Consider the following 12,916-nt stretch of genomic DNA (forward strand, 5'->3'; position numbering starts at 1 on the left):
ATCCTCAATGGTCCTGGTGTGCGTCCGGCATCGAGGATGACAGATCCACCGGACCGAGCACGTAGTCGTCGGGAATATCGTCCAGGCGGACAAGCCGGCCGCCGTGGGTGGCGCGGAATTCCTCCGCGCCCGGCTCGGTGGCGAAGGGCACCGCCTCTGGCGCGCCCATGCCGCCGACCATGGAACTCTCCACCACGAACCACGCGTTGCGCGCATCCACCCAGGTCCCGGCTTCGGGCTGGCTCCAGTTCCGGGCCTGGCCCATGTCGTTGACGTAGACCGCGGCCACGTCGCTGGCTTCCTCGGGCAGGCGCAGGAAGGCGATGGTGTCGCGTACCGACGAGAACCAGATCGGGGCGTCCCGGCTCTCGAGGTGGATCTGTCCCTTGGGGCCTTCGTGAGTGGAGAGCAGCATCCCGCAGTAGTAGCCGGTGGCGTCGTCGGGCACCTCGGCGGCGACCGGCGCCGGCGCTGCGGGAGCCGCCCTGTCGCACGCGGTGGCCAGCAGCATCGCCAGGCCGATCGCGGCCCATGCCATCCGTCCAGTCTTCATATCGGCCTTCTCCTGAATGCGAATATCGCGAGCGCCAGGGGAGCCACCACCCAGGCCGCCAGCACCGCGAACAGTACGCCCGGTTGAAGCGGCGCCGCGTTGCCGGGACCGGCCAGGCCACTGTAGATCGCCACGCCGTCGTTGGCTGTCATGTTGAAGATCCGGTAGACGTCCGCGGGATTGAGCAGCAGCAACACGTCCAGTACGCCCTGGGTCACGCGCTGCCCCTGGTCCGCGACCAGGATGCCCAGCAGGGCCGTATCGTAGAGGAGCACGAAGAACAGCCATGCGCCCACGGCCAGGCCGGCCGCGGTCGCACGCTCGCGCACCAGGGTGCTGGCCAGCACGCCCATCGACACGAAGGACGCACCCAGCATGATCGACGTGAGCACCATCATCGCGAAGGCGTTCCACGCCAGGCCACCGGTTTCATTGCCCATCGCCAGCGCGCCCGCCGCGACGCCGTAGCCGAGCAGCGTGGCGATGCCCAGGATGCAGACCTGGCCCAGGGCCTTGCCCACCACCACCTGCCAGCGCGCCACCGGGTAGGACAGCAGCAGCATCAGGGTGCCGCGCTCCTGCTCGCCGACGATCGCGTCGAACGACAGCAACAGCGCGATCAGCGGCACCAGGAAAATCGTGAGGCTGGCCAGGCTGACGACCACCACCGCAAGCGGGTCGGCCTTGACCGCACCGGTGGGTGCGCTGCCCAGCAGCACCAGCGACAGCGACAGCGCCGCCAGCAGCAGCGTGGTCGCGACCACCCAGCGGTTGCGCAGGCCGGCGCGGATCTCCTGCATCGCAAGCTTCAACACGTTCATGCCGCGCCCGCCTCCCGCCCGACCAGGTGCCGGTAGAGGTCCTCGAGGCCGGGCGTCGCGGTGTGGATGTCCTCGACGCCGTCGGTGGCCGCGAGGATCCGCAACGCGGCCATTTTTTTCGAAGCCGGCACGGTGAGCACCAGCGTGTCATCGGTATGTAGCGTGCACCGGCTTCCTGCCGGAAGCCCTGCAAGCAGCTGCGCCGGGTCGCGGCCGCCCTCGCGCATGCGCAGGCGCAGGCGCACATCCGGAACAGCGCCCTCGCGCAGCTGGTCGAGGGTGCCGGCCGCCAGCAGCTGGCCGCGATGCATGACCGCCACCCGGTCCACCCGGTTCTCGACCTCGGCCAGCGCGTGGGTACAGACCAGCACCGTGGCGCCGCTGCCGCGCAGCATGTCGATGGTGTTGAAGACATCGACGCGCGATGCCGGATCCAGGCCACTGGTCGGCTCGTCGAACAGCAGCAGCCGCGGCTCGCCGATCAGGGCCTGGGCGATGCCCAACCGCTGGCGCATGCCCTTGGAGTACGTGGAGACCCGCCGGTTGGCAGCGTCGGCGATCCCGACCATGGCCAACAGTTCATGGTTCCTGCGTGGCGAATGGCGCTTCAGCCTCGCATAGAACGCCATCAGTTCAGTGCCCGTCATCGCGCCGTGGAATGCCACGTTCTCGGGCAGGAAGCCAAGCGTGCGGCGCGCCTCCGCACCGCGCGCACCGGCCGGGTCGACGCCGGACACGCGCACCGTACCGGCGTCAGGGCGCACGAGCCCGAGCAGCAGCTTGATCAGGGTGGTCTTGCCGGCGCCGTTGTGGCCCACCAGCGCGGTGGCTTCACCGGCGTGCAGGGCCAGGGTGACGTCCCGGACCGCGACCACGTCCCCGTATCGCCGGGTCACGTCGCTCCACTGTGCGATGGCGCTCATGGCAGATCGTCCCGCGGCATCCGCGGCGGACGCATGAGCGGCGCACTGTCCACCACGCCGCCCGTGGACAGCGCGGGGAAGCGCGCCTGCGCCCAGCGCACCATCTGCACCGCCGGGCTGCTGACCAGCACCTTGGCCTGCGGCAGGGTCCATAAAATCTCGTCCATCACGTCGTTGGGCCGGTACGGCCGGTCGCCGATGCCGTCGCCATCGAGGTCATAGGCCGGGTTGTCGCTCCAGTAGTTGCCGCGCCCTTCGGACGCCCAGTCCAGGTAGCGCGTGCCCACGTATTTGATCTGCATCCGGTTGGCCACGAATGCGTTGCCGACGAGCGCGTTGCCCTCGGACCCGGCGGTGAAATGGACGCCGATCGGGCAGCCCTCGAACCAGTTCCCATCGAACCGGTTCTGGTTGGCGTTGTAGATGAACACGCACTTCTCCCCGCCGTCGCGGACGGTGTTGCCGACCACCTGCGAATCATTGGTGGCGTTGAGCATCAGGCCGTGGTCGCGGTCGCCGAGGGACACGTTGTCGCGGATCTCCAGCCCCTTGGAAAACATGATCGCCCAGCCGACGTGGTTGCCGCGGGACGTGTTGCCGATGATCCGGCTGTCGTGGGTGTACATGTAATGGATCGCGAAGCGCAGGTCGGAGAAGGTGTTGCGTTCGAACGTGTTCCGGTTGCTGACCCTGACGTAGATGCCATCGCGACCATGGCTGATGGTGTTGCCGATCACCGCCGCGCCGGGAGCATTCCAGATCGAGACGCCGTTGCCGGCCTCGGCCAGGCGCATGTCCTTGCGTCCGGTGATGACGTTGTCCTGGACGACCGAGTCGCCGGCTCCGTGCAGGTAGACGCCGAACAGGTTGTCGACCAGGTGGTTCTCCCGCACGTCGGCCCGCGGCGCGGACTCGCGCACCAGGATCGCCGAATCCATCGCCGCCAGGTCGAAGCCGGACCCGCTGATCTCCAGTCCCTTGATGTGGACATCCGGCGCCGTGACCGTGACCACGCTTCCGCTGCCGGGACCGGTGAGCACCGCGCCAGGCTCGCCAACGAGCGAGAGCGTCCTGTCGACGACGACCGGGCCTGCGTGCCGCCCGGGCGCCAGGCGGATGGTGTCGCCCGGCGCCGCGGCTTCGATGACCGGCTGCAGCATGGTGCCCGGCGCCACCCGGTGTTCGGCGGCAGGCACCCCGATCGACGCCACGAGGCAGACCGTCGCCAGGCCACAGACAAGCGCCCGCCGGAACGCCGGGACGGAATGCCCGCCCCGGCCGAACGGGCGCCACCGGCTGCGTCGAGGCGCCGGATGGGCACTACGCGGCACGCTTACGCCTCGACCAGCATCCGCCCCTTCATTTCCATGTGCATCGCATGGCAGAACCACTGGCAGTAGTACCAGTAGACGCCGGCGCGGTCGGCGGTGAAGGTGACCGACGCCGTTGCCTGCGGGCCGACTTCCATGGCCACGCCGTAGTTGACGATCGTGAAGCCGTGGGTCAGGTCTTCCACGGTGTCGTTGTTGGTCACGTAAACGGTGACTTCATCGCCACGCTTGACGGTGAAGTCGGTCAGGCTGAATGCCGGGGCCACCGAGGTCATGTAGACGCGCACCTTGTTGCCGTCGCGGATCACCTGCGCCGCGGCCTCGAGGGTGACGCCGTCCGCCTCGGCCTGCCGGCGCGCGTCTTCCCACATCGGGTCGTTGCGGTCCCAGACGTTGACCGGATTGACCTTCGAGCGATGGATGATCTCGATGTCGTGCGGCTCGGCGAAGGACGGGCCGTCGTGCACCAGGACCATCTCGTCACCGGAGATGTCGATCAGCTGGTCGTTCTCGGGCTTCAGCGGGCCGACGTTGAGGAACCGGTCCTTTGAGAACTTGTTCAGCGACATCAGCCACTTGCCGTCGGCCTCCTTGCTCTCGCCCATCGAGGTGTGGTTGTGGCCGGGCTGGTACTGCACGTCGAGCTTCTGGATGATCGGGTCGACGTCTTCGCCGTTGTACAGCTGCACGGCCTTGGCGATATCCCACTTGACGATCTGGCTGTCGATGAAGAGGGTGGTGTAGGCATTGCCCCGGCCATCGAATGCCGTATGCAGCGGCCCCAGTCCGAGTTCCGGCTCGGCGACGACGGTGTCACGCGGCTGGATCTTGCCGGCGAACAGGTCGGGGAACTTGCGCACGTCGAACACGGTGGCGGTCGGCGACAGCTTGCCGTTGGCGACGGCGTGGATGCCGTCGGGCGCCATGTTCATGCCGTGCGGGCTGTTGGACACGGGCACGTAGCGGGTGAACGCCGAGTTCGCCGCCTTGCGGCCGTCCACGACCGGCACGCCGTTGATCATCTCGGCCTCGCCGTTCGCGACCGCGGCCTCGATCGCCTTGATGTCGAAGATGACGACATGGTCCTGTTCGGAGGCGCTCATTTCCGCCAGCGTCATGCCTTCCTCGGAGTTGTAGCTGGTCGAGAAGGCGTACAGGCCGTCGTAGTCGGCATCGACGTTGTCCAGGTTGCCGCTGACCATCACCTGCCAGGCGACCTGCATCGTCTCGCCATCGACCGCGGTGAAGATGTAGCGGTACTGCTCCAGGTCGTTCACGTTGGTGCCGTTGTTCTGCAGGGGCACGCTGTCTTCGCCGTTGCAGAAGACGTAACCGGTCTTCGGGAACTTCTGCAGGCGCAGGCCGTGGACCGTGTGCTGGTTGGGCAGCTCGATGATCCTGTCGCACTTCATGACGTCGCAGCGGATGCGCGCCACGCGGGTGTTGGCCTTGTCGTTGATGTACACGTAGCGACCGTCGTGGGCGCCGTCGGTGAACGACATGTGCGGATGGTGCGCGTCGCCGTTGAGATAAGTGCCGCCGCGGGTCTTCAGGAATTCCCTCGTCCCCGGCGTCAGGCCTTCGGTGAGGATCTTCAGGCTTTCGTTGGTCAGGCCCCAGCCGGTGGCGCTGCAGCGGTTGAAGACCGGGATGCGCATCAGCTCGCGCATCGAGGGCATGCCCATGATGCGGATTTCGCCGCTCTGGCCACCGGAGAGGAAGCCGTAGTACTCGTCGAGCTCGCCCGGCGCGATGTGGATCTTGGCCGCGGAGGCCCCCGCCGCAGCCGTGCCGCCGGCAGCCGGCGCGCCTGCAGGCGTGGATGCTCCGTTGCCCGGCGCGCTCCTGTCGCCGCAGCCGGCCAACAGGCCCGTGGCCGCCGCACCGGCGGCCAGGGCGACGCCGCCGGTCAGCACCGCCCGTCTACCGGAGTCCGGCTTTGCCGACGTGTCGGCCGTCGGGGCCATCGATTTTTTCCTGTCGTCACTCATACTCGTTCTCCGGTCATTGATCGGTGCGCGGCCAGCTTCACGGGCTGGCGTCGGCTGCTGCGGCCTGCCCGCCGTCCGCGGACATGACCGCAAGCGGGATGGATTTCCCGGCCGCCGCGCGCCGCTCTCGCTTGAGCCGACGCTGGATCTGGACCGGGCATTTCTTGTCGCTGTGGTAGAGCACCTGGCAGTGCAGGCAGGAGATGCATTCGTTCGGATTGATGTGGCCTTCGGGGTGGATCGCCTCCACCGGGCACTCCTTGAAGCAGCGCATGCACGGATTGCCGCATTCGCGGTAGCGCTTCAGCCAGTCGAACATCCGCATCCGCCCCGGAATCGCGAGCGCCGCACCCAGCGGGCACAGGTACCGGCAGAAGAAGCGCTCGACGAAGAGCCCGGCGACGAGCAGGGCCACCGCAAACAGCACGAACCACCATTCGCGCATGAAGCGCAACACGATCGCGGTCTTGAAGGGCTCGATCTCGGCCAGCTTTTCGGCAAAGGCGAGCGACCCCAGCGAAACACCGAACAGCGCGAGGAAGATGATGTACTTGATCGGCCACATGCGCTGGTGGATGGCCCACGGGATCTTCAGCTGCGGCACCTTCAGCGCGCGCGCCGCGCGGTTGCTCAGCTCCTGCAGCGCTCCGAAGGGGCACAGCCAGCCGCAGAACGCTCCGCGCCCCCAGAAGATCAGCGCCACCGCCACCGAACACCACAGGATGAAGATCAGCGGATCGATCAGGAACGACGACCAGGTGAAGCCCGAGCGCAGGGAACTGGTGAATGTCAGGACGTTGACCACCGACAGCTGGGCCTGGGCGACCCAGCCCAGCCAGACCAGGGTGAGCGCAAGGTAGACCAGGCGGATCCGGTCGAAGAGCTTCTCGTGCTTGACCAGCGCGTCCTGGAAGAAAAAGATCAGGGTCAAGGCGACCAGCATCGCGCCGAGCATCGCGATGGAGAGGATCTTGCTTTGCCACAACCGCTTCCACAGCGGATCCTCGTCGTCTTCGAAAAATGCGTGCGAGTCCGTAGCGGCGGCCAGCCCGGATGCGACGGGCGCAGGGGCCGGCGCGGCATGCCCGGATGCGACAGCCGCTCCCTCCGGCTGGACGGCCCGGGTATAGCGTGACGGGATCGAATAGGGCAGATCGAAGGACACGAAGGCCTTGCTCAGCGCGCCGGTGGCCCGCTGGACGAGAAGCTGCAGGCGCCAGGGCTGCGCCGGGTCGAAATCGACGCCTTCAGGAATCACGAAGATGCCGACTTCCTTCAACGGCGGCGCATCCGCGGCGGCGATCGTGCCCACGCGCCGGTGCAGCTTGTCGCGGAAACGGATCGTCTCCGCACCCTGGATCAGCTCGATGCGGTCGAAGATGCCACCGCGCACGTAGCCGGAGCCCTTGAAGGAATAAAGCCCTTCACCCGCGACCAGGACCGCCTGCTGCCCGGGTGAGAGCATCCGCAGCATGCTCGCGTATTCGCTTTCGCCGAGCAGGCTGCGGCCGATCGCCGGCTGCGACACCAGGGCCGCGTACAGGTCGATGAACCGGTCGCCAGGCGCGCCTGCGTGCGGGCGCCGCACGGCCTCCGGGTCGCCCGCTTCGGCAAAGCTGCGGTTGACGTCGCCCACGGTCAGCGCCAGATGGGCGACCGCGCCCTCATCGACCAGCTGCGGCCAGGCCGCGATGCTGCCGGCCTCCGGATCGAGGACACGCGTCGCCGTCACGGGGGCTGCGCTGGTCGCGCCAGTCGTGGCCGGCCTGCCGCTGCCATCCAGGCCAAGCAGCCTCGCCACTCTCGCTGCCGAGCGGGTGACGCTTTCGCCCATCACCAGCACGGTCACGGTGGCGCCGCTGACCAGGTCGACCCGCGGCGGTCCCTCTCCGCTCGCCGCGGCCTTCAGCGGGTTGTAGCCGACGAAAGCCGACAGGTAGTCGACGACACGCTCTTCGGAGATGCCCACCAGCACGATCGGTTCGCTGTGTTCGACCAGCTCGATGCCGACGATGGTGCCCGTGGTGTCCAGTCCGACCAGGACGTGGATCGGCTTGCTGGAATAGCCGGCCGAATTGACGTACTGGGAGTTGAGATAGGCGTAACCGACCAGCTGGTCGCCACGGAACACCTGGGCGACGGGCGGCGTCTGCTGCGTGGGTCCGAAGCGATCAGCACCGGGAACGAGGTCGGTCGGCGTCACCTGGTTGACGAAGGTGTCGAACGTCGCCGCGGACTGCGCAGCCGCCGGCAGCCACGACATCGCGCAGAGCAGGATGGTCGCGAAAACCACACGCCACCAGACACTGGCCGGATCGCTCAAATCTACCCTCGCGAATGCATGTGGGATGATTGGTGCGGTGCACCCTGCAGGGGTGCTGCCGCGAACGAGTATAGGCGAGGTGTCTGTCATGCGTCGAACCACTCCCGGGATCGTTTTCCAGGACCCGTCTGCGCCTGATCGCGACAGGCGGGACCCGCATCTTCCAGGGCGCGCGCGAGGCGCCGGGCGGCGCTCGCTCCTGCGCGACGACCCGGACATCGACGTGGTCGACATGGCCACGCTCGTGGAGATCGCCCGCGCCATCGAAGACGAAGCGGTCCGGCGCTACGCGCTGCTCGCCAGGCTGATGGACCAGCGCGGCGAGGCTGCGACCGCCGCGGCGTTCCGGGTGATGCTGGAGGAGGAGCGCAGCCACGTCGCCGCCGTGGACCGGTGGGCCGCCTCGGTGGGCGAAACTGCATCAACACCCCGCGAATTCGAATGGCGCCTGCCCGCCGACCTGTCCAGCTCCTGGGACGACATCGCCGGGAGCGCATTGCTCACGCCGTACCGTGCATTCGCCGTGGCGGTCGAGAACGAGGAACGCGCATTTTCCTTCTATGCCTACCTCGCCGCCCGCGCCGAGAACGCGCAGATCAGGGCGGAGGCCGAGAAGCTTGGCGGCGAGGAGCTGCGGCACGCGGCGCTGCTGCGCCGATGGCGGCGCCAGGCCTACCACCGGGAGCGCGGCAGCGCGCGGGCCGGGCGTCCGCAGCCCGAGCGGCCGCGGATCGAGTCGGTCGCGATGCTGCGCGAGTTCCTGGCCCGGCAGGAAGCGGAGATCGCGCAGAACCACCTTGCCCTGGCGCAGCGGCTGGCGCGTGCCGGCGACAGCGCAGGCGCGCGCCTGCTGGAGCGCTCCATCCCCGGATCTGTCCGACCCGAAGAGGCGGCTGCCATCCCGGATCCGGGAGCCCCGGGGGTGGGCAGCGCAGGCGGAGCCGGTGAGGATCCGCGCCACCTGCTCGTCGATGCGCAGAAGCCCCTGGAAGCGCTGGCCGATGTGCTCGAGAGCGTCATGGCCACGGCCGAGGGGGAGCTGTTCGAGGAGGCGGCGACCGCGATGACCGGCGTCATCGAGCGCATCGCCCGGATCACGCTGGGGGCCGACTGAAGACGCCGGCCGGGCGAAGATGCGCCCGGCCGCCGTAGCCCTCAGAACTTCAGCCCCACGCGCGCGTAGAAGAAGCGCCCCGGCAGGTCATAGGTCGCCGCGTCATAGCCGTTGAGCGAGCAGCTCAGGCAGATCGGCGGGTCCTCGCCGGTCAGGTTGTTGACGCCCAGGGTCACGCGCATCCCGCGCATCCAGGCATCGCTGTTCCAGGACGCCTGCAGGTCGTGGTACGTCGTCGCGTCCAGGTGGTTGATGTCGTTGGCGCTGTCGTCGCAGATGGCGAAGCCGTTGGCGCCGCCGCAGGATTCACGCAGGTCGTCGATGTGGCGCACGTTCCAGGCGATCGCCCATGGCCCCCTGCTCCACTGCGTGGACAGGCTGGAGGTCCACTCGGGGATGGCGCTGTTGTTGACTTCGACGCCGGGCGCGCGCGGCTCGGCCTGACCGGATTCGTTCACCAGCTCGTACTTGCCGACAAACGTCGCCTTGGCGTCGAAGCGCAGCTGGCCCCAGCCCTGCTCGGGCAGCAGCCAGCCCAGGCTCAGGTCCCAGCCGTCGGTGCGGATGGTGCCGAGGTTGTCGAGGATGTCGTCGAAGCGGACGATCTGGCCGCGCTCGCTGCGGTCGTAGGACGCGCAGGAGAACGGATCGTTTTCGAACACGCAGCGGTTGAGGATGACCTGCGCGTCCGGCGCCTGGATGGCGTCCTCGATGGTGTGCCTGTAGAAAGTGAGGCCCAGGTCCATGCGCTCCGACCAGGAGGCGCCGGCCGCGAACGAGGGGCTCCAGACAGCGCCCAGGTTCAGGCTGCGGCTGGTCTCCGGCTGCAGGTCGGCGTTGCCCGAGGTCACCACCGAGATCTGCGAGTTGGTCTGCACGTAATCGGCCGGCACGCCCTGGGCCACGCACTCCGGACGCACGGCGTTGGCCGCGCCGGAGCAGGGATCGACCAGGGTGGCGTCGAAGCGCGACAGCGTGCCGTACAGCTCGCCGATCGACGGTGCGCGGAAGCCCTGCGCGAACGAGCCGCGCAGCACGAACTCTTCCGCCAGCTGCCAGCGCAGCCCCAGCTTGCCGGTGCTTTCGCCGCCGAAGGTGGAGTAGTCGGAGTAGCGGCCGGCGATGCTCATGTCGAGCGCGCTGCCGCGTTCGGCATTGGCCATCAGCGGCACGGCCAGTTCAAGGTAGACCTCGTTGACGTTGTAGTCGCCTGCGGTCGGGCCGGACGGCACGCCGTTGTATTCGCCGGCCACGGTGATCGGGTCGGGCTGGTAGCGCCCTTCGTACTTGCGGTATTCGTAGCCGGCGGCGAAGCCCAGCGGCCCCGCCGGCAGCTCGGCCAGCGCGCCGGTGACGTTCGCCGAGGCCAGGGTCAGGCTGTTCTCGCTTTCATCGCGCACCACCGGCTGGATGAAGTCGAGCATGTCCGGCGTGATCGTGCCGGCGCCGCCGAACACGTTCAGCGGCACGCAGCCCGGGATCGCGGCGCAGGCCGCGGGATCGCCCAGGGCCTCGTTGATGCGGCGCAGGTTGTAGCTGCCGAAGTTGGTCTGCTCGGCCTTGCTCTCGCTGCGGACCAGGTTGACGTCCCAATCCCAGGGGCGCTCGCGCACGCTGAAGCTGCCGTCCAGGCCCGCGGCCACGTACCAGGTCTCGACGTCCTGCTCGTAGCGCCGCGGCCCGCCCTCCACCGGGCGACGGCCAAGCAGGAACAGGTTGGCGTCGTCGCCCACGGTGGTGAGGTCGAAGCCGAAGGGGTTGTAGGGATTGAGCGCCGAGATCACCAGGCTGCTTTCGCCCCAGTGGTTGTAGATGCCGGCATCGGTGCCGAGGAAGAACGGCTCGGGCGCGGCCTGGTTGGCCGACTGGCGCTCGTTGTACAGGGCGCGCACGTAGCCGCCGAGGTTTTCGTTGAAGGCGAAGCGTACCTGGCCGAACACGGTTTTGCGCTCCGACGGCGTCAGCAGCAGGTTGTAGGGCGCGAAATTGAAGCGGTCGGCGGTGGCGAAGCAGTGATAGTCGTCGCTGCGGTCGCAGTCCTGGCCGGGCGTGAAGCCGGGATCGCTGACGCCGGTGTCGGGCGTGAGGTCATGCACGAGTCCGGTGTTCGGATCCATGAACACGAAGCGTCCCTGCGGCGTGGCCGAGCTGCCGTTGGACAGGCCGGTGCCGGGCACCGGGACGCTGGCCGGGCCGTACTCCAGGGATGACACCTCGTCCTGCTTGAAGTACGACGCGCCCGCGTACCACTGCACGCGGTCGTTGCCGCCACCGTAGCCCATGTCGGCGCCCCAGGTGTCGCCGCCAAGATCGTCATAGGTGCCGTAATGCAGTTCGATGTCGCCGCCCCGCACGTTGCGGCGGGTGATGATGTTGACCACGCCGGCGATGGCGTCGGAGCCGTAGATCGACGAGGCGCCGTCCTCCAGCACTTCGATGCGGTCGACCAGGGCCAGCGGGATGGTGTTGAGGTCGACCGCGGAGCCGACGCCCGAGCCCGAGGACTCGTTGACCCAGCGGATGCCATCCACCAGCACCAGCACGCGCTTGGGGCCGAGGTGGCGCAGGTCGACCGTGGCCGCGCCCGCGCCCACGCCGCCGCCATCGGGCGGGAAGCCGAAGTTGCCGCTGGAGTTGAATTTGGTGTTGAGCGCCGCGCCGCTGGCGGTCAGGTTCTGGACGACATCGGCGACCGACTTGAAGCCACTGCGGTCGATGTCCTCGCGGCTGAGCACCTGCACCGGGACGTGGGTTTCCAGCGCGGACTGCTTGATGCGCGAGCCGGTGACCGTGACCGAATCAAGGGTGGTGGCCTCGGACACATCCTGCGCGACAGCGGCGAAGGGCGAGGCAAAGGGCAGTGCAGCGCAGACAGCGACTGCGAGCAGGCGACGCGGGGGCATGGCCATGGAGCTCTCCTGATGGCGGTGTGCCGTCCCGTTGCCCCCAGGCCGTCGGCAGCCCAGTTGTAAACAAAATGTAAAACAGCAGCAAGCCCCGGGTTTACCCCAGGGGTGCCCTGCCCTGCAGCACCAGGCTCAGGCCGACCGCCACCAGGAACAGCGCGAACACCCGGCGCAGCGTCGGGCCGCTGATGGCATGCGCCAGGCGCGTACCCCAGGGCGCGGCCAGCACCGAGGTCAGGGCGACGCCGATCGCGGCCGGCAGGTAGACATAGCCGACCGCGCCTTCGGGCAGTCCGCCCGGCGGGGCGTTGAGCGCGTAGCCCAGCGCGCTTCCGATCGCGATGGCGACGCCGCAGGCCGACGACGTGCCGACCGCGCGCACCGGACGAACGCCGCGCCAGACCAGCAGCGGCACGGTCATGCTGCCGCCGCCTATGCCGACCACCGCCGACAGCGCGCCGATGCCGGTGCCGGCCGCGGTCATCGACAGGCCGGTGGGCACGATGTCGCGGCCGCTGTCCGCGCGGGCGCCGCTGAAGGCCATCTGCGCGCCGGCAAGCAGGCAGTAGCCGGCCACGATCCAGCGCAGCACCATGCCGTCAAGGCCCACGGCAACCTGGCTGCCAAGCACGCCGCCAAGCGCCAGCCCCGGCACCATCCAGGCCACCGTGGGCCAGAGCACGCTGCCGCGCCGGTGGTGCGACCACGCCGAGGACAGCGCGGTGAACACGATGCTGGCCATGGAACTCGCAAGCGCGGCGTGCATCGCCGTGTCCACCGGCACGCCCTGCAGCGGCAGCAGCCAGGCCAGCGCCGCAACCAGCACCAGGCCGCCGCCGATGCCCAGCAGGCCGGCCAACACGCCGACCAGGATGCCGAGCAGCGGGAACATCCAGAACCCTTCGATCACATCGACTCCTTCAGCATGGGCGCCCGCACCATTGGATATAGTCC

The 12,916-nt window shown here is 68.5% G+C and carries 9 protein-coding genes; 1 reads left to right on the forward strand and 8 read right to left on the reverse strand.

Annotation, left to right across the window (positions count from 1 at the left end):
• Positions 1 to 4 precede the first annotated feature (4 nt).
• The 6 genes from WCE39_RS12470 to WCE39_RS12495 all read right to left on the reverse strand — a co-directional run bounded on the left by WCE39_RS12470 (position 5) and on the right by WCE39_RS12495 (position 8,206).
• Entirely contained in the window at positions 5 to 553 is a 549-nt protein-coding gene (locus WCE39_RS12470) for a nitrous oxide reductase accessory protein NosL (RefSeq protein ID WP_343277008.1), read from the reverse strand.
• Positions 550 to 1,374, reverse strand: a complete 825-nt coding sequence (locus tag WCE39_RS12475) for an ABC transporter permease subunit (RefSeq protein WP_343277009.1) — start codon at positions 1,372 to 1,374, stop codon at positions 550 to 552. Before WCE39_RS12475 ends, WCE39_RS12470 begins: the two co-directional genes overlap by 4 nt.
• Positions 1,371 to 2,297, reverse strand: a complete 927-nt coding sequence (locus tag WCE39_RS12480; protein WP_343277010.1) for an ABC transporter ATP-binding protein — start codon at positions 2,295 to 2,297, stop codon at positions 1,371 to 1,373. Before WCE39_RS12480 ends, WCE39_RS12475 begins: the two co-directional genes overlap by 4 nt.
• Positions 2,294 to 3,493, reverse strand: a complete 1,200-nt coding sequence (locus WCE39_RS12485; RefSeq protein WP_343277011.1) for a nitrous oxide reductase family maturation protein NosD — start codon at positions 3,491 to 3,493, stop codon at positions 2,294 to 2,296. The genes WCE39_RS12480 and WCE39_RS12485 overlap by 4 nt, the downstream gene beginning before the upstream one ends.
• A 137-nt stretch (positions 3,494 to 3,630) precedes the next feature.
• Positions 3,631 to 5,619, reverse strand: a complete 1,989-nt coding sequence (gene nosZ / locus WCE39_RS12490; RefSeq protein WP_343277012.1) for a TAT-dependent nitrous-oxide reductase — start codon at positions 5,617 to 5,619, stop codon at positions 3,631 to 3,633.
• Between the two features lie 37 nt (positions 5,620 to 5,656).
• Positions 5,657 to 8,206 carry a 4Fe-4S binding protein gene (locus WCE39_RS12495; protein WP_343277013.1) on the reverse strand — a complete coding sequence of 850 codons (2,550 nt, stop codon included), beginning with the start codon at positions 8,204 to 8,206 and terminating at the stop codon, positions 5,657 to 5,659.
• On the opposite strand from WCE39_RS12495, the gene WCE39_RS12500 reads away from it, so the two are divergent.
• Entirely contained in the window at positions 8,175 to 9,056 is an 882-nt protein-coding gene (locus WCE39_RS12500; RefSeq protein ID WP_343277014.1) for a ferritin-like domain-containing protein, read from the forward strand. The two genes, WCE39_RS12495 and WCE39_RS12500, sit on opposite strands and share 32 nt — an antisense overlap.
• A gap of 41 nt (positions 9,057 to 9,097) precedes the next feature.
• Here WCE39_RS12500 and WCE39_RS12505 read toward each other — a convergent pair whose 3' ends face one another.
• Together WCE39_RS12505 and WCE39_RS12510 are read right to left on the reverse strand one after the other, a co-directional pair.
• Positions 9,098 to 11,965: a TonB-dependent receptor plug domain-containing protein gene (locus WCE39_RS12505; RefSeq protein WP_343277015.1), complete on the reverse strand. Its 2,868-nt coding sequence runs from the start codon at positions 11,963 to 11,965 to the stop codon at positions 9,098 to 9,100.
• Between the two features lie 94 nt (positions 11,966 to 12,059).
• The gene (locus tag WCE39_RS12510; RefSeq protein WP_343277016.1) at positions 12,060 to 12,872 is read right to left on the reverse strand and encodes a sulfite exporter TauE/SafE family protein; all 813 of its coding nucleotides are present in this window, start codon (positions 12,870 to 12,872) and stop codon (positions 12,060 to 12,062) included.
• Positions 12,873 to 12,916 lie beyond the last annotated feature (44 nt).

The organism is Luteimonas yanweni, assembly GCF_039548475.1.
In the GTDB taxonomy this organism is placed as follows: domain Bacteria; phylum Pseudomonadota; class Gammaproteobacteria; order Xanthomonadales; family Xanthomonadaceae; genus Luteimonas.